Origin of the sequence: Mesorhizobium sp. M0139 (genome assembly GCF_040322455.1) — a bacterium.
Lineage (GTDB): Bacteria > Pseudomonadota > Alphaproteobacteria > Rhizobiales > Rhizobiaceae > Mesorhizobium.
This window is the reverse complement of sequence record NZ_JAMYTN010000001.1, coordinates 1-19,539: the sequence shown is the minus strand read 5'-3', so window position 1 is coordinate 19,539 and position 19,539 is coordinate 1. Positions and strand designations below refer to the sequence as shown.

Below are 19,539 nucleotides of genomic sequence, written 5' to 3'. Positions count from 1 at the left end.
GACCAAACCGGCTACAGGTGATGTGGCGCTTGCTTGCCATGGTCCAGTCGATGTGGCTAGGTCCGCTTAGTACTGGTCCGGCACGAGCCGTGATTTGCCCCTACAGCGCCGCACCCGGCCGGATGCGTAAACGCTGTAGGTTTTTTGATGTGTGCAGGATTGCCAACGAAACCGATTTTTCGCTGGCGCGGACCCCGGTCCAAATCATGCGCCGAGAGCTGAAGGAACGCCGTGCTGCCGACCGGCACTGACACTTTGAAACGCAGACCGCTGGTGCGCTTCCTCGCGCTGGCCGGCCTTGCCGTGGCGCTGGCCAGCTGCCAGATGTTCACGCCTCCCGAAGTGCAGGAATCCGGCTTCCAGCCTTCCGACAAGCCGATCACGGTCGACAATGTCGCCGCCAACAGCAAGCTTGCCGAACTGGCGAAGGCGCAACATCCGCGCATCCTTGCCACCTATGGCGGCGAATATTCCGATCCCAAGCTCGAGCGCATGGTGGCCAAGGTTGTCGGCAGCCTGACCGTGGTGTCGGCCAATCCGACCCAGACCTATCGCATCACCATCCTCAATTCGCCCAACGTCAACGCTTTCGCGCTGCCGGGCGGCTATCTCTACGTCACCCGCGGCCTGCTGGCGCTGGCCAATGATTCGGCCGAACTCGCCGCCGTCATCGCGCATGAGATGGGCCACGTCACCGCCAATCACGGCTTGCAGCGCCAGCAGCTCGAGGCCGAGGAAGGCCTGGCGACCAAGGTGGTCTCCGATGTGCTGGGCGACAGCCCGACCGCCAAGCAGGCATTGATCCGCGGCAAGCTGAGGCTGGCGCAGTTCTCGCGCAACCAGGAGCTGGAGGCAGACGCGATCGGCATCAAGTCGATCGGCGAGGCGGGTTACGATCCCTATGCCGCCGGGCGTTTCCTGCAGTCGATGTCGGCCTATACCGATTTCCGCTCGATCAGCGGCGCCACCGACGCCAGCCTCGACTTCCTGGCCACGCACCCCAACACGCCGCAGCGAATTGATCTGGCGCAGCGCCACGCCCGCCAGTTCGGCGCGCCGGGCATCGGCACCCGCGACCGCGATTCCTTCCTGGCCGGGATAGACGGCCTGCTCTATGGCGACACGCCGGAAGAGGGCTATGTGCGCGGCCAGACCTTCCTGCATCCGGGCCTCGGCGTTTCGTTCACGGTGCCCGACGGCTTCATCATCGACAATTCGGCGGCGGCGGTGACGGCGACCGGTCCCGGCGACATGGCGATCCGCTTCGACGGTGTGTCGATCGACAAGGATCGTGCGCTGACCGACTACATCAGAAGCGGCTGGGTGGCCGGTCTCGACGAGACCAGTGTGCGCCAGGAGACGATCGACGGCAACGAGGCGGCGACAGCGCACGCCGGCGCCGATGGCTGGCAGTTCGACATTGCGGTGATCCGCGCCGGCGGCCAAGTCTACCGGCTTTTGACAGCGGCCCCCTCGGCCAGCACGACACTCGATCCGGTGGCACGCTCGGTCAGCGGTTCGTTCCGCGTGCTCAGCCCCGCCGAGAAAGCGGCACTGAAGCCGCTGCATATCCGCGTCGTCACGGTACAGGCCGGGCAGACGATGGGCACACTTTCGGCGCAGATGGTCGGCGTCGACCGCAAGCTCGATCTGTTCCGCGTGCTCAACGCGATGTCGCCGGGCGCCTCGGTTTCGGCCGGCGACAAGGTCAAGATCGTCACGGACAGATAGCGCCGGTCTTCGTCAGAAACCCCAGCCTTCGTAGTGCTTTTTTCTGAGATAACTTTTCTGAGATAACTCGGGGCGGTACCCCTGTTCCTGGCAATCTCACGCTGCCATGAATTCGGGGTTCTGCTTGACCAGCGCGAGCTTGAGCTTTTCCATGGCGCGGGCCTCGATCTGGCGGACACGCTCTTTGGAAATGCCGAGCGTCTCGCCGAGCGCCTCAAGCGTCGCACCTTCGTCGGTCAGCCGACGCTCCTCGATGATCCTGAGTTCGCGGGCATTGAGCGCGCGGAGCGCCGTCTTCAGCCACATCAGGCGCCGTTCGACGTCGATGGTGTCGCCGGCGACCTCGTCAGGCAATGGATCGTCCGAAATCAGGAAGTCCATCCGCTCGGTGGTACCGGCCTCATCGGCGAGGGGTGCGTTGAGCGAAGAGTCAGGTGCTGAAAGCCTGGAATCCATCTTCTCGACATCGGCCTCGGAGACGCCGAGGGCTACCGAGACTTCGCGGTAGAGCGTGGCGTTAGAGATCGGCTCGGCGCCGTTGGCAAGACGGGCGCGCAGGCGCCGCAGGTTGAAGAACAGCGCCTTTTGCGCCGAAGAGGTGCCGCCGCGAACGATCGACCAGTTGCGCAGGATGTAGTCCTGCATCGAAGCGCGGATCCACCATGTCGCATAGGTCGAGAAGCGCACCTCGCGCTCCGGCTCGAAACGCGCGGCTGCTTCCAGCAGCCCGACATGGCCCTCCTGGACCAGATCGCCGAGCGGCAGGCCGTAATGTCGGAATTTCGAAGCCATGGAGATGACCAGCCGCATATGGGCGACGGTAATCTGATGCAGCGCCTGCTGATCCTGGTCTTCCTTCCAGCGCAAGGCGAGAACATGTTCCTCATCGCGCTCGAGGTAAGGGGCTTTCATTGCCGTGCGGACCATGGTCCGTCCTGCCGTGTCTTCGATCATGCCGCGCTCCTGCTCCCGGACATTTTCGGACGGCCTGGCGGCCGTTATCTCTGTTTGACGCAATTCCGAGGGAAACCGCTTTCCCACTTTCCTGGAATTGCTTCGGGCCTAGCGCAGCCAAGGGTTCTTGAAATGGAAACGCGGCGCCCTACAACAAGCCATGAACGTGCCACACCGGGGATTGGTTCCGCCGCCGATGGCGGTTGTTTTGTGCGGTCCGACAGGGCGCATCGACACCGCAGATCGGGACTATTGGCACCGATCCGAGCTGCTTTGAGAATCTGATTTCTGGATCGTCGTTTTTTTGAAATCTGGTTCCTTATTTTGCTGCGCTGTATCTGTCAGTTTCCGGCTCTCACAAGCGCCGGACACCGGCCAAGGACGGGATCACACAGAAATGAAATGGCTCAAGTCGCTCATCGTCGCCGGAACGCTTCAGGTTCTGGCTGTTACATCAGGCCATGCCGGCGCCAATCTTGACCAGATCAAGCAGGCCGGCACCCTCAAAGTCGGCACCGAAGGCACCTATGCGCCCTTCACCTATCATGATGCTTCCGGCGCGCTGGTCGGCTTCGACGTCGAGATCGCCAAGGCGATCGGCGACAAGCTCGGCGTCAAGGTCGAGTTCCTCGAAGGCAAATGGGACGGGCTGATCGCCGGCCTCGACGCCAACCGCTACGACGCCGTCATCAACGAGGTCGGCATCACCGACGCGCGCAAGGCCAAGTACGATTTCTCCGATCCTTACATCGCCTCCAAGGCCGTGCTGATCGTGCGCGGCGACAACACCGACATCAAGACCTTCGCCGACCTCAAGGGCAAGAAGTCGGCACAGTCGTTGACATCGAATTTCGGCAAGCTCGCCGAGACCAACGGCGCCGAACTCGTCGGCACCGACGGCTTCGACCAGTCGATCCAACTGCTGCTCACCGGCCGCGCCGACGCCACCATCAATGACAGCCTGTCTTTCCTCGACTTCAAGAAGCACAAGCCGGACGCCAATGTGAAGATCGCCGCGCAGGAAGAGAACGCCGACTATTCCGGCGTCATCGTGCGCAAGGGTGATCCGGAGCTGGTCGCGGCGATCAACAAGGCGCTGGCCGACATCAAGGCCGACGGCACCTACAAGAAGATCGCCGACACTTATTTCGGCCAGGATGTCTCGCAGTAAAGACCATCTCCCGGCGGTTTGCCGGCAATGACAAATAGCGGCGGGCCGTCTTTGACGGCTCGCCGTTTTTCGCATGATATGAGAAGCACACAATCGCACTGCCGTCACCGCGGCGGTCTGTGAAGGAGGAGCCGTTCGTGCCGCACTGGCTACACCTGATGCTGGACTCGTTGCCGACACTGCTGTGGGCGGCGTTGATCTTCACCGTACCGCTGACATTGCTGTCGTTCGCACTCGGCCTGTTCGTCGGCCTGGTTGTCGCCCTGGTGCGGCTGTTCGGTCCCAAGCCTCTGGTTGCCGTGGTCCGCTTCTATGTCTGGATCTTTCGCGGCACGCCGCTTCTGGTGCAGCTGTTCCTGATCTTTTACGGCCTGCCTTCGGTCGGCATATTGCTGGATGCTTTTCCGGCGGCGCTGATTGGATTCACCCTCAACATAGGCGCCTACAGTTCGGAAATTATCCGCGCCGTGATCGGCTCGGTGCCGAAGGGCCAGTGGGAGGCGGCCTATTCGATCGGCATGACCTGGAGCCAGGCGATGCGGCGCACCATCCTGCCGCAAGCCGGCCGCGTCGCCGTGCCGCCGCTGTCCAACACCTTCATCTCGCTGGTCAAGGATACGTCGCTCGCCGCCGCCATCACTGTGCCGGAGATGTTCCAGGCGGCGCAGCGCATCGTCGCCACCACCTATGAGCCGCTGATCCTCTATGTCGAGGCGGCGATCCTTTATCTGGCGATGAGCTCGGTGCTTTCGGCCTTGCAGACGCGGCTGGAGGAGCGGCTCAACCGTTATGGCGGCTTCCTGGAGGCGCGCTCATGATCGGCCTCACCGACATCGAAAAGCGCTTCGGCGACAATCTGGTGCTGAAGGGCGTGACGGTCACCATTGCCGAAGGCAACGTCACCGCGCTCGTCGGCCCCTCCGGCGGCGGCAAGAGCACACTGCTGCGCTGCATCAACCTGTTGGAGATCCCGACCTCGGGCATGGTGCGCATCGGCGACGAGACGCTGGAATTCCGTCCCGGCGTCAAGATCCCCAGCCGCGACATCCAGCGCCTGCGGCTGCAGACCGGCATGGTGTTCCAGAATTTCCAGCTGTTCCCGCATCGCACCGCGATCGAGAACGTCATGGAAGGCCTGGTGACGGTGCTGAAATGGCCGACGGCAAAGGCGCGCGAGCGGGCACTGGCGCTGCTCGAGAAGGTCGGCATGGCGCACAAGGCGGACGATTGGCCGGCAACGCTGTCGGGCGGCCAGCAGCAGCGTGTGGCGATCGCCCGCGCCTTGGCGCCGTCGCCGAAAGTGCTGCTTTGCGACGAGCCGACCTCGGCGCTCGATCCGGAACTGGCGCAGGAAGTGGTCGACGTGCTCGGAAAACTCGCCAGCGAAGGCACCACCATGGTGATGGCCACGCACGACCTTCGCCTTGCCTCCAAGATCGCGCAGGAGGTGGTGTTCCTCGATGCTGGCGTCGTCGTCGAGAAGGGGCCGTCCACCGTGGTGTTCAGCAATCCGGAGCGTGAACGGACGAAGCGTTTTATTGCGACGCTGAAGCAGGAGGCGGAGAAGGAAGCCGGCGGCTGAGCCTTCTACCTCCCCCTTGTGGGGAGGTCGGACGGAAGGTCCGGGTGCGGTCTGGGGTCGTCCCCATCCTCGCTGCTTCGCAGCGACCCTGCCTGGGCGAGCCACGGGTCCCGCCCGTCCTTGGAACCCCATAAGGGGGTAAAAACAAAAACCCGGCACAAGGCCGGGTTTTTCATGATTTCGACGGTGAAAGCGATCAGGCAGCTTCTTCCTGCTCGGCTTCCTCATTGTCGGCCTTGGCGCCGCGCTTCGGGCCCTTGTTGAGGTTGACCTCGATCAGGCGCACGGCTTCGGTTTCCGACATGCGGTTGACTGCCGCGATCTCGCGCGCCATGCGGTCGAGTGCCGCCTCATAGAGCTGACGCTCGGAATAGGACTGTTCCGGCTGGTTGTCGGCACGGTAGAGGTCGCGCACGACTTCCGAGATCGAGATCAGGTCGCCCGAATTGATCTTGGCATCATATTCCTGCGCACGGCGCGACCACATGGTGCGCTTGACGCGGGCGCGGCCCTGCACGACCTTCAGCGCGCGCTCGACATAATCCTCTTCCGACAGCTTGCGCATGCCGATGGAGGTCGCCTTGGCGACCGGAACCTTCAGGCGCATCTTGTCCTTCTGGAAGTCGATGACGAACAGTTCCAGCTTGTGGCCCGCAACTTCCTGCTCGTCGATCGAGACGATCTGGCCGACGCCGTGTGCCGGATAGACGATGTACTCGCCGGTCTTGAAACCGTGGCGTGCCGAGGTGGACTTCTTCTGCGGGGTGATCGTTGCCATTACGCCCTGAACTCCTTGTTGTGGCACCGGCGGCCTGCCGGTCCGAACGCATGCGACCGGGGACACCGATCGTTAGCCGCACAACAGATGAACCCATCGGAAAAAGCCGGGACCGGCAAACCGCATACATAGCGACTGCCTGGCCCAGATCGCTCTGGTCCGATTGGGGATTTCACCTTTCAGTGATTTGGGGCGCTTGCGCCATAAATCGACGTTGTGTCACCGGCATGTTTCAACTGGTGTAGCACAAAAAGTCGGAAGAATCAAGGTTTTGCTGCAAACGCGAAGGTCGAGCGCCATCGCCGCCTGTCAAGGCAGTTAATGTATGATGCGCGTTACGCAGCGTTATGACGATCCAATAGGCCGCACTTTTTTGCTTTGCGCATCACCCTTTCCGAAATCGATTCCGATTCCAGCGTCATGTGCTCAGTCGCCTTCGCCGGGCTCGGCGGAGAAATATTTCTCGAACTTGCCGGCCTCGCCGTCGAAGCTCTTGGCATCTGCCGGAGGCTCCTTCTTGGCGGTGATGTTGGGCCATTTCTCGGCGTATTCGGTGTTGACCTGCAGCCATTTGTCGAGGCCCGGCTCGGTGTCGGGCTTGATTGCATCGGCCGGGCATTCCGGTTCGCAGACGCCGCAGTCGATGCACTCGTCGGGATGTATGACAAGCATGTTCTCGCCCTCGTAAAAGCAGTCGACCGGACAGACCTCGATGCAGTCCATGTACTTGCATTTGATGCAGTTGTCGGTCACGACATAGGTCATTGGTCGGCTCCGGGACGTCCCGTTTTTGCTAGAGCGACGTGCGTCCACTTGGACGCACAAAGTACGCTCTAACACTTTGAATCTGCGCATCGTGCCTTCCGAAAAATCGATTTCCGATTTTCGGGCCGATGCGGCGGCTTTTTTGGTGAGGTAACGCCTTTGCCTGCCGCTTGCAAGGGCAGCCATTGCAGGCGGGGCCCGCGTGTCCGGAATGAAATTCCAGACCGCCGGCATGGCGCAGACAGCCAAGGCTTCAGTCTTCGCCGAACAGCCGGTCGGTTTGCCTGCGCTCTTTCTTGGTCGGCCGGCCGCTGCCGGCGTCGCGCAGCGCCGGAATGGCATCGGCAACAGCCTCGCCTTTTGGGGCCGGCGGCGGGGACATGTCCTCGTAGAGCGTGCGTGCTTCCTCGGCCGGACCGCGCCGCACGCCGGTGCCAAGCACCTTCCAAATGAAAATACGGCGCTCGTGCGTAATGGTCAAAACGTCGCCAGGCTTGACCAGATCGGAGGCCTGCGCTGCTTTGTCGCTGTTGATGCGGACGCGTCCGGCGACAACCAGCTTGGCCGCCAGCGAGCGCGATTTTATCGCGCGCGAAAAGAACAGCCACTTGTCGATGCGCTGACGACCTTCAGCAACCATCGCAGCGAGTTATCTCTTGTTGGAGCATGATCTTGTCCGAAAACCGGTTCCACTTTTCGGGATCATGCTCAGAGCCTACTTCTTCAGCTGGTCGCGCAAGGCGGCGAGCTTGGCGAAGGGCGAGTCCGGATCGAAGCGCGCCGGGCGTTCCTCGCGTGGCTTGGCCTGGAAAGCCGGCTTGGCGCCTTGCGGTCCGCCTTTGCCTTCCGGCCTGCCGCCTTTCCAGTCAGGCCGGCCCTCGCGCGGACGCTCGCCTTGCGGCTTGCCGTCGCGGCGCTGTTCGCCCTCGGCCTGCGGCTTGGGCTTGAACTTCGAACGGTCGAAGCGTGGCTTGGCGGCACCGTCGCGCTGGTCGCGCCGGCCCTGATAGGCCGGCCGTTCGCCCGGTGCCGGCTGTCCGCCGGCAGCGTCGGCCGGCGCATCGGCGCGGCTAGCCTGGCCGTTACGCGGGCGATTGTCTCTGCGGTTGTCTTGCCGATGGCGCGGGCGCTGCTCGAAACGGCCCTGCCGCCACAACAAGATGGGCTTTGGGGCTTCGGCCTCGGGGGCAGGCTCAGCGCTTCCACCCTCCCCCTCGTGGGGAGGGTCGGCGCGCAGCGCCGGGGTGGGGGCAGCGCCGGCGTCGGCGGTTGCGCCTGAAGCGTCTACTGTGTCTGCACCTGCTTCGTCAACGCTGTCACCCGCGTCGCTTCGCGCCGCGACCTCCGCCATCGAGGGAGAGGTAAGGGCGTCGGCGCTTTCGGGGACGGTGTCGTCAGCTTCTGCAACAGCCGGAGCTTCTTCCGTGATTTCTATGGGGGCTTCGACTTGGGGAGCTTCGACCTGTTCTTCCGCGACGGGCTCTGCCGTTGCTTCCGCGATGGCTGGAGCTTCGGCGGTGGCTTCAACGGCCGCAGTTGGCTCCGAACCCTCGGGAGGTGCGCCCGGCTGAGCGTCCGCAGCAACAGCCTCCGCTGCGGCTTCGGCGACGGGCTGCTCAGCCGCAGGCTCAGCGGCGGCAACCGCATCCGGCTCCGATCCAACGGCCGGCGCTTCAGCGACGGCTTCACTTGCAGCGGCTTCCGCCGCCTTGGCCTGTTCAGCTTTTGCAGCCGCGTCCGCAGCCAGCTTGGCGGCAGCCGCTTCCCGCGCCGCGTTGTCCTGTGCTTCCAGCCGCGCCTTGACCTCTGCCGGCGGCTTCGGCTCGGCGCGATAGCCGAGACCTTTCAGGATCTCTTCCATGTCGTCGGCGGTGGCGCCCAGGATCGACATCATCGGCGGCGTCACCATGAAGGACTGGCCGTCATAGGCGCCGTCCGGGCGCTGTCCCAGACCGGGCTTCCAGTTGGTCGCAGGCCGGATCAGGTCGGCCAGCCGTTCCAGAATGTCGATGCGCACGGCGCGGCGGCCGAGATTGCGGTAGCCGGCAAGCTTGTAGAAGCTCTTGTCGAAAGCAGGATCGATGACCACCGAGGTGCGGCCGGAAGCCAGTGCGTGCACCACGTCGCCAAAGCCCGGCTTGTCCTTGCCGTCGTTCTTCAGCGCCCACAACAGCGTAATCAGTCCGGCGGGCGCCGGCTTGATCAGCGCCGGCACGAAGACGTGGTAGGCGCCGAAGCGCACACCGAGCCGACGCAAGGCGGCGCGACCCTCCTGGTCGAGCGACTTCATTTCCTCGGCGATGTCGCGGCGGTTGATGAGGCCGAAATGCTCGACGAGCTGGAAGGCGATGCCACGGCCGATGCCGGCGATCTGCTCGGCATTCTTCAAGTCGACCAGCGGCTTCAGCAGCGACTCGATCTGGAAATTGACGAAACGCTCGGCGCGCGCGGCGACCTTGTCGCGGGCGGGGCCGGTCAACTGCTCGTCGGCCAAAAGCACCAGGCGCGGCTTCAGCGCGTCCTCGCCGGCAACCAGCGTGCCGATCGGCGCGCCGATCCAGCGCAGCGTGCCGTCGGAGCCGAGCGCAAGGTCGCCATTGGCGCAGGCGCCGAAGCGTTCGGCACGCGCCTCGAACTCGGCGGCCAGCGCTTTTTGCGCTGCCGTACGCACGGCCTTGGCGTCTTCGCCGCCGGCGCTCTGGTCGGCGGTGAAGCGGAACCCTTGCAACTCGCCGACATGATGGCCTTCGACAAGGACGGTTCCGGTAGGACTGATTTCGGCTTCAGGCATTGTATTTTCTCTAAGGCGCCGCATGAGGACGGAAGTCCTGCGGTCTACAAACCGTTTCGTCAACCGCTCATGCAGCGCATCCGACAATCTGTCTTCGATTTCGCGCGTCTTTTCCCGCCAGTGTGCCTGATCGGCCAGCCAGCCCGGCCGGTTGGACACGAATGTCCAGGTGCGGATCTGCGCAATGCGGTGCGACAGCGTGTCGATGTCCCCCTCGGTCGTATCGGCGCGGCGCACCTGCTCGGCCATGTAGTTCTCGTCGACATGGCCGTGTTTGGCGAGGTCGGTGTAGATAGAAGCGATCAGGTCGGAGTGCTGGGCCGGCGCGATCTTGCGGTAGTCCGGCAACGCGCAGGCTTCCCACAGCAGCGCCACGCGCTTGGCATTGGTAGCCAGCGCGCGGATGTCCTCGTCGCGGGAGAGATGTTCGAGCGCCTGCGCATCGACCGCCGGCAGCGCCCGCGTCAGGCCTTCGACCGGCGCGTTGGTTTCGATCGAGCGCTTCAGCGCGTCGAGGCTGGCGAAGTCGAAATGCGCGGTGCGCCATTGCAGCACCTTCACCGGATCGAACTCGTGCCCCTCGATGCGCTTGACCAGTTCCTCGTCCAGCGGATCGACCTGGCCGGTGACGCCGAAGGTGCCGTCGCGCAGATGCCGGCCGGCGCGGCCGGCGATCTGGCCGAGCTCCGCCGCCGTCAGGTTGCGGTACTGGTAGCCGTCGAATTTGCGGTTCTGGGCGAAGGCGACATGATCGAGATCAAGGTTGAGCCCCATGCCGATGGCGTCGGTGGCGACGAGATAGTCGACGTCGCCTGCCTGGAACATTGCCACCTGGGCGTTGCGGGTGCGGGGCGACAGCGCGCCGAGCACGACCGCCGCTCCTCCTTGCTGGCGGCGGATCAGTTCAGCGATGGCATAGACCTCGTCGGCAGAGAAAGCGACGATGGCCGTACGCCGCGGCAGGCGGGTCAATTTCTTCGAGCCCGCATAGGCCAGGTGCGACAGGCGAGGGCGCGTCACCACCGAGACGCCTCTTAGCAGCTTTTGCAGGATGCCATGCATGGTGGCCGCGCCGAGCAGCAGCGTTTCCTGGCGCCCGCGCAGGTGCAGGATTCGGTCGGTGAAGATATGGCCGCGCTCGAGGTCGCCGGCGAGCTGCACCTCGTCGATGGCGACGAAGGCAGCGTCGGTCTCGCGCGGCATGGCTTCGACGGTGCAGACCGAATATTTCGCGCCGGGCGGCTGGATTTTTTCCTCGCCGGTGATGAGCGCCACCTTGTGGGCGCCGACCTTTTCGCAGACGCGGGCATAGACCTCGCGCGCCAGAAGGCGGAGCGGCAGGCCGATAATGCCGCTCTCATGCGCCACCATGCGCTCGATGGCGAGATGGGTCTTGCCGGTGTTGGTCGGACCCAGCACGGCAGTCACGTCACGGCCCGACAGGATCAGCGGCTCGGTGTGTTTCGGCTGGATGTTCATCGGCCTGGAGATGAGGCTTTCTGCATCGGGTTGTCGGGAGCGCGCCTCGCGTGGCGCGTATGACAGGCGACACATAGGGATTTCAGGCGCGAAGCGAAAGCGGAATGTTCCGGCCGGCAGTCCCACGGTTCGTCGTTGAGGTCTCAATTAACAGTTGGAACGAGTCTGGAACGAATCGGCGACGAATCAGTGACTCCGGCAGATTCAGCTTTTGTTCACGGCTACATGTGGATTTTGCGAGCCTGAGTCTCACCATATGCTGAATCGCGGAAACTGGCCCGATTCCTGCAAGGCGACCATTGGCGTTAACCTTTGCCGGCGGGGCATCGTCGTGATCCAATACGCCTCGGCCAACATTATGAAATTGTTGAATTTTCATAATCGGCCTTAACCAGTTTCCGGTGGTTTTCGGCCTTGGTCGTTAACGTTCCGCTCAAAGCCGGAACGAAAGGGTGACGAATCAGCGATGGCGGGATTTTCCTGGTTTGTTCACCCCAACATGTTGTGTTATCCACAGCTTGTCCACCGAGAATTCACAGCTTGCGAACCGCGTTTTGCACAGGGCGCCTAAAATCGTTAATCTTTGCGTGCCGGAACGGGTCAATGTCTCGCGCGCAGCCCGGGGAACATCGCCGGCCGGCGATGAAAAACGGGCCATAAGGCGGCCCGTCCTACCGGGCGAAATTGCTGTCGTTTATGCGAAGTACTGGCCGCCATTGGCGGTGATGGTCGAGCCGGTGATGAAACCGGCGTCTTCGGAAGCGAGGAAGACGACGCAACGCGCGATCTCTTCCGGTTCGCCGAGGCGGCCGACCGGAATCTGCGGGATGATGCGTTCATTCAGCACCTTCTCGTCGATCGCCTTGACCATCTCGGTGGCGATGTAGCCGGGGCAGATGACATTGACTGTGATGCCCGCGCGCGCGCCCTCCTGCGCCAGCGCCTTCGAGAAGCCGATGTCGCCGGCCTTTGCGGCGGAATAGTTGACCTGGCCGGCCTGGCCTTTCTGGCCGTTGATGGAGGAAATGGTGATGACGCGGCCGAATTTGCGGTCGCGCATGCCGCCCCACAGCGGATGCGTCATGTTGAAGACCCCAGACAGATTGGTGTCGATGACTTCCTTCCACTGCTCGCGCGTCAGCTTGTGGAACATGGCGTCGCGGGTAATGCCGGCATTGTTGACCAGCACCGAGACCGGGCCGAGATCGGCCTCGACCTGTTTGATTCCGGCGGCACAGGCGTCGTAGTCGGCGACCGACCATTTGTAGGCCTTGATGCCGGTTTGTGCGCTGAACTTCCCCGCTGCCTCGTCATTGCCGGCATAGTTGGCTGCAACGGTGTAACCGGCATTCTTCAGGCCGATCGATATGGCGGCGCCGATGCCGCGCGATCCACCGGTGACGAGCGCTACTTTGGTCATTGAAAGTTCTTCCTCCCTTTGGTCGGAAGAAGGGAATAGGGAGTAGGGAGTAGCGAGTAGGGATCGATATCCCGCCGCGCTGCTCCTTCTTCCCCATTCACTACTCCCTATTCACTACTCACTTCTCTTTCACAGCGCTTCCACGCACAGAGCGACGCCCATGCCGCCGCCGATGCACAGCGTGGCAAGGCCCTTCTTGGCGCCGCGGCGGCGCATCTCGAAAACCAGCGTGTTGAAGACGCGGGCGCCCGACGCGCCGATCGGATGGCCGATGGCGATGGCGCCGCCATTGACGTTGACGATCGACGTATCCCAGCCCATGCCCTTGTTGACGGCGCAGGCCTGCGCGGCGAAGGCTTCATTGGCCTCGACAAGGTCGAGGTCCTTGACCGACCAGCCGGCCTTCTCGAGCGCCCGCTTCGAGGCGGGAATAGGTCCGGTGCCCATGATCGCCGGATCGACGCCGGCCGTCGCCCATGAGGCGATGCGCACCAGCGGGGTGATGCCGCGCCTTGTGGCTTCAGCCTCGCTCATCAGCAGCGCGCCGGCGGCGCCGTCATTGATGCCCGACGCGTTGGCGGCGGTCACGGTGCCGTCCTTGTCGAAAGCCGGCTTCAGCTTGGACATGGCGTCGATGGTGGCGCCGTGGCGGATGTACTCGTCCTGGTCGACGACAGTGTCGCCCTTCCTGCCCTTGATCGTGAAGGCGACGATCTCGTCCTTGAACTTGCCGGCCTTCTGCGCGGCCTCGGCCTTGTTTTGCGAGGCCAGCGCAAACTGGTCCTGGTCGTCGCGGGTGATCTGGAACTGGCGGGCGACGTTCTCGGCGGTGTTGCCCATGTGGTAGCCGTTGAAGGCGTCCCACAACCCGTCCTTGATCATGGTATCGATCATCTTGTAGTCGCCCATCTTGACGCCGGCGCGCAGGTGCTCGGCGTGCGGCGACAGCGACATCGATTCCTGGCCGCCGGCGATGATCACGGTGGCGTCGCCGGCGGCGATCTGCTGCATGCCGAGCGCGATGGCGCGCAGGCCAGAGCCGCAAACCTGGTTGAGCCCCCAGGCGGTGGTCTCCTTGGGCAGGCCGGCATTGATCGACGCCTGGCGGGCGGGGTTCTGGCCCTGCGCGGCGGTCAGCACCTGGCCGAGAATGACCTCGTCGACTTCGCCCGGCTCGACGCCGGCGCGCGCCAAAAGCTCCCTGATGACGACGGCGCCAAGTTCATGCGCCGGGGTGGCGGCGAAGGCGCCGTTGAAAGAGCCGACAGCCGTGCGTGCGGCGCTGGCAACGACGATTGAATTGGAAGCGGACATTTTTCTCTCCAGACTTCGAGGTGTCGTGTTCTTGGGGGCTTGTTGGGACTTTTCTTGCCCGTTCCACACCCCAAGTCAAACCGGAAATGGGCATGCCGGCCAAGCGCCGCAAGCAGGGCGCGGGCGGCCGGCGGGATCGCCCAACCTTTGCTGCGCAGCATAATTGGCCGGCCATGCAGCAATAAATGATGCCGCACTGCACAAAGCGCTTGGAATTATAGAGCTTTTGCGCATATCCTTAAAAATGGCGCAATCGTTACCGGCGGCTTACTCAGGCGCGCCGGTGTCCCGGGAGGATGCTGATGGCCGCGAAAGACGACCCTATCATTATCAAGAAATATGCCAATCGCCGGCTCTACAATACCGGCACCAGCACCTATGTGACGCTCGAGGATCTGGCCGAGATGGTCAAGAAGGGCGAGGAGTTCACCGTCCAGGACGCCAAGACCGGTGACGACATTACCCATCCGGTGCTGACGCAGATCATCTTCGAACTGGAGAACAAGGATGGGCAGAACATGCTGCCGATCCCGTTCCTGCGCCAGTTGATCGCTTTCTATGGCGACCAGATGCAGCAGATCGTGCCGAGCTTCCTCGAACAGTCGATGATGGCCTTCTCCAAGGAACAGGAGCGGTTCCGCGAGCAGATGAAGGGCGCGATCGGCAAGTCGCCGCTGGATGTAATGAAGATCGCCACGCCGATCAAGGCGCTGGAAGAGCAGACACGCCGCAACATGGAAATGTTCCAGAACGCGATGCGCCTGTTCACGCCCTTCCCGACCGCCGCCACAAATGCTGCGGCCGCGGCTGCACCCGAGCCGGCCCGCAAGGACGTCCCGGAAAAGAGCGGCGACGACCTTCAGGAACTGAAGCAACAGATCGCCGCCATGCAGCGCAAGCTCGACACCATGTCGTAAGCGACCGCCGCATGGTCGACCGTCCTCAGTTGGTCGAGGCGGCCGTCACGGGTCGATTTTCAGCTGCCACGGTTCCCAGATATCGTCGGGCTGGCCGTCGAGCGAGCGGTAGAAGGCTTTGGCCGGCGAGTTGGATTTCAGCACCGTCCATTTGATGGCGGAGGCGCCAATGCTCAAAGCGTGTTGGCGAAGCTGTTCAACAAGCGCATGGCCGACCCCCATGCCGCGCGTCGCTTCAGTGACGTAGAGTTCCTTCAGCCAGACAACCGGCTTCAGGTCGTAGGTCCAGGGGATGAGGTAGTGGACGGCGATGCCGACGATCACGCCCTCTCGCTCCGCCACCAACACGCCGAACCGGGGCGATGGCCCCAGCCCGTGCTCGATGAGGTTCGCTTCGGTGACGCGAAGCTTGTCGTCATAACCCTCGAAGACGGCTAGCGCCCGCATGAGGGCGAGCACCGCACCGACATCCTGGCGCTCGAATGGACGAATTCTAACCATCGCCTTCTGCATGCTTGCTCAGTCTTCAAGGCCGACCATATCGCGTGGCCTCACGCGTGCAAGACACCGGGCTCCTTGCCTGAAGCGAAAGGAAGGTCCTCGTCCTGCCAACCGGTTATGCCGCCGATCATGATCTTCACGGGACGACCGAGGCTGGCCAGCTTGAAGGCCGCCTGATCCGCGCCATTGCAATGCGGTCCCGCGCAATAGACGACGAACAGCGTCCTTTCGGGCCATTGCACCATCCGCCCGGCCGATATTTCGCGGTGGGGCAGATGCAGCGCGCCCGGCACATGGCGGCGTCCATAGGCTTCCGGCGAACCGACCACATGCAGGAGAACAAAGTCCGGCTCCCCGGCACGCAGTGCGGCGGCGACGTCGGAACAGTCGGTCTCGACGGAAAGCCGGCGCAGAAAATGGTCGCGGGCGATATCCGGCGATGCCGCCGGAATGTCTGTCACGTGGCTCATCCTCGTATCTCCATTGCTGATGCGACGGAGAGATAAGACAGGAAGCAGGGCGATTGCAGCTGGCAGCTTTGCCATATATCGTCAAGATCATGCCATCCTCTGCCAATCCGCGCCCTGCCAACCCTCTTGTCGTTGCCGTTGCCTATGACGGCCTGTGCACGTTCGAGTTTGGCGTGGCGGTTGAGATCTTCGCCTTGCCCCGGCCGGAAATGGGTGAGGATTGGTACCGTTTTGCAGTTGCCGGTATTGATACCGGTGAAATGCGCGCGCTGGGCGGCGTGCGTATTGTTGCCGACGGCGGGATCGATCTGATCGGCCAGGCCGGCACGGTGATCGTACCGGGATGGCGCGGAACGGAGGCTCCGGTGCCGCCGGCGCTGATCGAGGCGCTTCGAAAGGCACACGAGCGCGGCTCTCGCATTCTTTCGATCTGTTCGGGCGTGTTCGTGCTTGCCGCCGCCGGCCTGCTTGCGGGCAAAAGAGCGACCACGCATTGGCGCTACAGCGAGAAGCTGACGGAGATGTACCCCGACATCACCGTGATTCCGGACGTTTTGTACATCGATGAGGGCAATGTGCTGACATCGGCAGGCAGTGCCGCGGGCATCGACCTCTGCCTGCATCTGGTTCGGCGCGACTTCGGCACCAAGGCTGCAAACATGGTGGCGCGCCGTCTGGTCGTGCCGCCGCATCGCGACGGCGGCCAGGCGCAGTATGTCGAGAGCTCCGTTCCCGAGCCACATGAGCGCAGCCGGCTTGGACCGTTGATCGACAGGATGCGCGCCAATATTTCCGCCGACTATCCCGTCGCCATCTTGGCCGAGCTTGCCGGGATGAGCGAGCGGACGTTTCTGCGCCGCTTTGCGGCCGCAACCGGCGTCACGCCGGCGCGCTGGCTGCTGTCGGAACGGCTTTCGCGGGCGCGCACGCTGCTGGAAGACACCGCCATGCCGATCGAACGGATTGCCGAGACCGCCGGCTTTGGCGCGGCAGGCACGTTGCGGCATCACTTCCGCCGGCAATTCGCCACGACGCCCGTCGCGTACCGTGCGCGTTTCGGGAACACGGCCAGGTCGGCTTAAGTCACGCGTCCCTCATAGCGGCCACGCGGCCTGATGATGCTGCCGCTAATGATCTGTTCGACCATATGCGCGGCCCAGCCGACGCTGCGTCCAAGCGCGAATAGCTGGAACGGTGCATCGCGCGGCAAGCCAAGGCCGCGCGTTAGTGCGGCCAGGGCGAAGTCGATGTTGGGCTGGGCACCGGCTGCCGCCATGGCGGCTTTTTGCAGCTGTTGCAGCGTCTCGTCGACAGGGATGACTGCCAGAAGTGCGGTGGCACGGGGATCGCCGTCGGGATAGAGCGGATGGCCGAACGCCGGCAAGGGCCGATCATGGCCGAGCCAGCGCCGGATCGCCGCATCCGCGCCGTGGGCTGCTGCATCTTCAGCCAGTTGCATCACCGCTTCGCCGGCGCCACCGTGGCGCGGACCGGACAGCGTTGCCAGGCCGGCCAGCAGGCATGCGGCAGGCGAGGCGCCTGTGGACGCTGCGACGCGGGCGGCGAAGGTCGATGCGTTGAGTTCATGATCGGCGAGCAGGACGAGGGCGCAGCGGATCGCTTCCGCGCCGGCATCATCCACCGACCAGCCCTGCGCCAGGCGCTTATGGACGGGCGCTGTGCCGGTTTCGGCGCCCAGCGACTGCGCCAGCGCTCCGACTGTGCGCGCGGCCTCGGTGCACAGCGAGGCGGCGCTGCGTCCTAGCGAAGGCCGCCCGTGGCCTGCAAGCATGGCAAGCTGCGCAAAGGCCGAGGCGCGGCCGACTGGATGAGGCGCTTCAGATGACGGAGCTTTGAAAGCCACCGGTTCAGGCGAGGCCCAGAGCACAGCAGCGGTTTCCTCCAGCGTCGCCGCTTTGGAGAGCGCAACGGCGTCTTGCCCTCGATAGATCAGTCGACCGTGCAGCACAGTCGAAATCGCGGTGACAATCGAGGGTTCGCCCCAGGCAATCGCACTTTCGGCGATGGCCGACGGACTGCGGCCGCGCGCCCGGCGGGTCGCCAGTGCGGCGATGTCGTCGGCGCGGTACTGGCTGCGGCGCGGGTCGCTCTCATCCGGCCGCATGCCGATGCGGCCACGGCTGACATAGGCGTAGAGCGTCTGCGGCCGGACCTTGAGCCTTTCCAGCGCCTCTTCCCGCGACAGCCATTCGGACATTTTCAGCCCATACATTGATTATATTGATCAAGATTGATCGAGGCGCAGCCTAACCCTTATCTCCCATGCAGAAAAGCTGCAAGGAGATGAGATATGGCGAACGGGCTCGATGATGTGGTGGCGGCGGAGACCGTGCTCTCCGATGTCGATGGCCTTGGCGGCCGCCTGACGATCCGCGGTCATTCGCTGCCGGAATTGGCGGGACGCTGGGGCTATGCGCAAGTGGTTCGCCTGTTGCTCGACGGCTTCTTCGACGGCCTTCCCGGCGATGCCGAACTGGCAGCGAGGCTGGGCAAGGCTCGCGTCGAGGTGTTCGAGCGGCTTGCGCCCTCGCTGCCGCTGCTCGCACCGCTTGAGATCTATAGCGCCATGCGCGCCGGCATGGCGCTGCTGCCGGATGGCGAGACGCTGACGGACGCCTTGCGGCTGATCGCGGCGCCCGCCGTGCTGACGCCGGCTCTGCTGCGGCTGGCGCGCGGCGAGCAGCCGACCGCACCTGACGCCAAGGCCGATCATGCCGCCGACATGCTGAGGATGCTCGAGGGATCCGTCCCGTCGCCGGCGCTGGCAAGGGCACTCGACACCTATCTGGTGACCGTGTGCGATCACGGCCTCAACGCCTCGACCTTTGCCACCCGCGTCGTCGCATCGACGCTGGCAGGGCTGACATCGTCGGTGCTGGCCGGGCTCGGCGCGCTCAAGGGGCCGCTGCACGGCGGCGCGCCCGGCCCGGTGATCGAGATGCTCGATGCAATCCAGGCGCATGGCGACGCGGCCGGTTGGCTGCGCGAGAAGGTCGCGCATGGCGAGCGCATCATGGGTTTCGGCCATCGTATCTACCGCGTGCGCGATCCGCGCGCCGATGTACTGAAAGCCGTCGTGCGGCAGCTCGGCAGCGAGGGTGAAGCCGGCCGCCGCCTGGCCTTCGCCGAACAGGTCGAGCACACGGCGCTCGAAGTGCTGCGGATCGCCAAGCCGCAGCGCTCGCTGCAGACCAATGTCGAGTTTTACACAGCGCTTGTGCTTGAGGCGGCTGGCTTTCCGCCACAGGCGTTCAGCAATGTCTTTGCCGCCGGACGTGTCGCCGGCTGGATCGCGCATGCGCGCGAACAGCAGACGACGGGGCGGCTGATCCGGCCGCAGTCGCGCTATATCGGGCCGGTGCCGGACCTCGTGGCCTGAGGCTCCAAGTACAGATTTTGCGAAGAGGACCCCCACCCTAGCTTGCCGGGGCGAGCCACGGTCTCGCCCGTCCTTCGGACCCCCACAAAGGGGAGGGAAGCTGCCGCGCGCCGTGACGAAACGTCGGCGATTTGTTGCGATCAACGCCTACCGGGTCTCCCTCCCCCTTGTGGGCATAGGCGCTAAGATAGCTTTGGCATGGACTGAAACTTGCGCTTTCGTGGTGGCTCACGCCAGCGATATCGCAAGGCATGGAGTTTTTGGCG

General features: G+C 63.8%; 17 protein-coding genes. 7 read left to right on the top strand and 10 right to left on the bottom strand.

The genetic code is table 11. The annotated features are described in order from the left end of the window. Positions 1-324: 324 nt before the first annotated feature. Positions 325-1,731, top strand: a complete 1,407-nt coding sequence (locus NKJ58_RS00085) for a M48 family metalloprotease (RefSeq protein WP_245260366.1) — start codon at positions 325-327, stop codon at positions 1,729-1,731. Positions 1,732-1,827: 96 nt separating this feature from the next. Here the strand turns inward: NKJ58_RS00085 and NKJ58_RS00080 are convergent, their stop codons facing one another. Further along, a complete protein-coding gene (locus NKJ58_RS00080; protein ID WP_023693606.1) occupies positions 1,828-2,685 on the bottom strand; it encodes an RNA polymerase factor sigma-32 in 858 nt (285 codons plus the stop codon). 397 nt (positions 2,686-3,082) lie between these two features. On the opposite strand from NKJ58_RS00080, the gene NKJ58_RS00075 reads away from it, so the two are divergent. From NKJ58_RS00075 to NKJ58_RS00065, 3 genes are all read left to right on the top strand, one after another. Further along, positions 3,083-3,856 (top strand): amino acid ABC transporter substrate-binding protein, encoded by a 774-nt coding sequence (locus tag NKJ58_RS00075; protein WP_023820302.1) that lies wholly within the window; start codon positions 3,083-3,085, stop codon positions 3,854-3,856. Between the two features lie 137 nt (positions 3,857-3,993). Further along, positions 3,994-4,674 carry an amino acid ABC transporter permease gene (locus NKJ58_RS00070; protein WP_023693608.1) on the top strand — a complete coding sequence of 227 codons (681 nt, stop codon included), beginning with the start codon at positions 3,994-3,996 and terminating at the stop codon, positions 4,672-4,674. Beyond that, the gene (locus tag NKJ58_RS00065; RefSeq protein ID WP_023820301.1) at positions 4,671-5,438 is read left to right on the top strand and encodes an amino acid ABC transporter ATP-binding protein; all 768 of its coding nucleotides are present in this window, start codon (positions 4,671-4,673) and stop codon (positions 5,436-5,438) included. Before NKJ58_RS00070 ends, NKJ58_RS00065 begins: the two co-directional genes overlap by 4 nt. A 196-nt stretch (positions 5,439-5,634) precedes the next feature. Here NKJ58_RS00065 and NKJ58_RS00060 read toward each other — a convergent pair whose 3' ends face one another. The 6 genes from NKJ58_RS00060 to NKJ58_RS00035 form a co-directional block, all read right to left on the bottom strand. After that, positions 5,635-6,216, bottom strand: a complete 582-nt coding sequence (locus NKJ58_RS00060) for a CarD family transcriptional regulator (RefSeq protein ID WP_023673664.1) — start codon at positions 6,214-6,216, stop codon at positions 5,635-5,637. A 426-nt stretch (positions 6,217-6,642) separates the two neighbouring features. Continuing rightward, on the bottom strand, positions 6,643-6,981 hold the full coding sequence (fdxA, locus tag NKJ58_RS00055; protein ID WP_013529180.1) for a ferredoxin FdxA: 339 nt from the start codon (positions 6,979-6,981) through the stop codon (positions 6,643-6,645). 253 nt (positions 6,982-7,234) lie between these two features. Further along, positions 7,235-7,621 (bottom strand): RNA-binding S4 domain-containing protein, encoded by a 387-nt coding sequence (locus NKJ58_RS00050; protein ID WP_023673663.1) that lies wholly within the window; start codon positions 7,619-7,621, stop codon positions 7,235-7,237. Positions 7,622-7,696: 75 nt separating this feature from the next. Then, positions 7,697-11,251 (bottom strand): helicase-related protein, encoded by a 3,555-nt coding sequence (locus NKJ58_RS00045; protein WP_352520037.1) that lies wholly within the window; start codon positions 11,249-11,251, stop codon positions 7,697-7,699. 694 nt (positions 11,252-11,945) lie between these two features. Then, positions 11,946-12,671, bottom strand: coding sequence for an acetoacetyl-CoA reductase (gene phbB, locus NKJ58_RS00040; RefSeq protein ID WP_023698448.1), 726 nt, complete (start codon positions 12,669-12,671; stop codon positions 11,946-11,948). Between the two features lie 129 nt (positions 12,672-12,800). Then, positions 12,801-13,985 carry an acetyl-CoA C-acetyltransferase gene (locus NKJ58_RS00035; RefSeq protein WP_023673832.1) on the bottom strand — a complete coding sequence of 395 codons (1,185 nt, stop codon included), beginning with the start codon at positions 13,983-13,985 and terminating at the stop codon, positions 12,801-12,803. Positions 13,986-14,287: 302 nt separating this feature from the next. Here NKJ58_RS00035 and phaR point away from each other — a divergent pair, with 302 nt between their 5' ends. After that, positions 14,288-14,902, top strand: coding sequence for a polyhydroxyalkanoate synthesis repressor PhaR (gene phaR, locus NKJ58_RS00030; RefSeq protein ID WP_023685813.1), 615 nt, complete (start codon positions 14,288-14,290; stop codon positions 14,900-14,902). A 45-nt stretch (positions 14,903-14,947) separates the two neighbouring features. Here phaR and NKJ58_RS00025 read toward each other — a convergent pair whose 3' ends face one another. Together NKJ58_RS00025 and NKJ58_RS00020 are read right to left on the bottom strand one after the other, a co-directional pair. Continuing rightward, positions 14,948-15,403, bottom strand: coding sequence for a GNAT family N-acetyltransferase (locus tag NKJ58_RS00025; RefSeq protein ID WP_031194243.1), 456 nt, complete (start codon positions 15,401-15,403; stop codon positions 14,948-14,950). A 50-nt stretch (positions 15,404-15,453) separates the two neighbouring features. After that, positions 15,454-15,873 carry a rhodanese-like domain-containing protein gene (locus NKJ58_RS00020; protein ID WP_023702797.1) on the bottom strand — a complete coding sequence of 140 codons (420 nt, stop codon included), beginning with the start codon at positions 15,871-15,873 and terminating at the stop codon, positions 15,454-15,456. A gap of 89 nt (positions 15,874-15,962) precedes the next feature. Between NKJ58_RS00020 and ftrA the strand changes: the two genes are divergently transcribed. Beyond that, positions 15,963-16,955 carry a transcriptional regulator FtrA gene (gene ftrA / locus NKJ58_RS00015; RefSeq protein WP_023715058.1) on the top strand — a complete coding sequence of 331 codons (993 nt, stop codon included), beginning with the start codon at positions 15,963-15,965 and terminating at the stop codon, positions 16,953-16,955. Here ftrA and NKJ58_RS00010 read toward each other — a convergent pair. Continuing rightward, complete coding sequence (locus NKJ58_RS00010) at positions 16,952-18,091, bottom strand: citrate/2-methylcitrate synthase (RefSeq protein WP_352520035.1); 1,140 nt, start codon at positions 18,089-18,091, stop codon at positions 16,952-16,954. The genes ftrA and NKJ58_RS00010 overlap by 4 nt on opposite strands. 93 nt (positions 18,092-18,184) lie before the next feature. Here NKJ58_RS00010 and NKJ58_RS00005 point away from each other — a divergent pair, with 93 nt between their 5' ends. Continuing rightward, the gene (locus NKJ58_RS00005) at positions 18,185-19,273 is read left to right on the top strand and encodes a citrate synthase/methylcitrate synthase (protein WP_352852689.1); all 1,089 of its coding nucleotides are present in this window, start codon (positions 18,185-18,187) and stop codon (positions 19,271-19,273) included. Positions 19,274-19,539: the final 266 nt, after the last annotated feature.

What these genes read in the sequence shown, in the direction of transcription:
- NKJ58_RS00085 (WP_245260366.1), top strand. Translation starts at nt 325, where the DNA reads ATGTTCACGCCTCCCGAAGTGCAGGAATCCGGCTTCCAGCCTTCCGAC.
- NKJ58_RS00060 (WP_023673664.1), bottom strand. Translation starts at nt 6,216, where the DNA reads ATGGCAACGATCACCCCGCAGAAGAAGTCCACCTCGGCACGCCACGGT.
- NKJ58_RS00020 (WP_023702797.1), bottom strand. Translation starts at nt 15,873, where the DNA reads ATGAGCCACGTGACAGACATTCCGGCGGCATCGCCGGATATCGCCCGC.
- NKJ58_RS00035 (WP_023673832.1), bottom strand. Translation starts at nt 13,985, where the DNA reads ATGTCCGCTTCCAATTCAATCGTCGTTGCCAGCGCCGCACGCACGGCT.
- NKJ58_RS00010 (WP_352520035.1), bottom strand. Translation starts at nt 18,091, where the DNA reads ATGTCCGAATGGCTGTCGCGGGAAGAGGCGCTGGAAAGGCTCAAGGTC.
- ftrA (WP_023715058.1), top strand. Translation starts at nt 15,963, where the DNA reads ATGCCATCCTCTGCCAATCCGCGCCCTGCCAACCCTCTTGTCGTTGCC.
- NKJ58_RS00025 (WP_031194243.1), bottom strand. Translation starts at nt 15,403, where the DNA reads ATGGTTAGAATTCGTCCATTCGAGCGCCAGGATGTCGGTGCGGTGCTC.
- phaR (WP_023685813.1), top strand. Translation starts at nt 14,288, where the DNA reads ATGGCCGCGAAAGACGACCCTATCATTATCAAGAAATATGCCAATCGC.
- NKJ58_RS00050 (WP_023673663.1), bottom strand. Translation starts at nt 7,621, where the DNA reads ATGGTTGCTGAAGGTCGTCAGCGCATCGACAAGTGGCTGTTCTTTTCG.
- NKJ58_RS00005 (WP_352852689.1), top strand. Translation starts at nt 18,185, where the DNA reads ATGGCGAACGGGCTCGATGATGTGGTGGCGGCGGAGACCGTGCTCTCC.
- NKJ58_RS00045 (WP_352520037.1), bottom strand. Translation starts at nt 11,251, where the DNA reads ATGAACATCCAGCCGAAACACACCGAGCCGCTGATCCTGTCGGGCCGT.
- phbB (WP_023698448.1), bottom strand. Translation starts at nt 12,671, where the DNA reads ATGACCAAAGTAGCGCTCGTCACCGGTGGATCGCGCGGCATCGGCGCC.
- NKJ58_RS00080 (WP_023693606.1), bottom strand. Translation starts at nt 2,685, where the DNA reads ATGATCGAAGACACGGCAGGACGGACCATGGTCCGCACGGCAATGAAA.
- NKJ58_RS00075 (WP_023820302.1), top strand. Translation starts at nt 3,083, where the DNA reads ATGAAATGGCTCAAGTCGCTCATCGTCGCCGGAACGCTTCAGGTTCTG.
- NKJ58_RS00065 (WP_023820301.1), top strand. Translation starts at nt 4,671, where the DNA reads ATGATCGGCCTCACCGACATCGAAAAGCGCTTCGGCGACAATCTGGTG.
- fdxA (WP_013529180.1), bottom strand. Translation starts at nt 6,981, where the DNA reads ATGACCTATGTCGTGACCGACAACTGCATCAAATGCAAGTACATGGAC.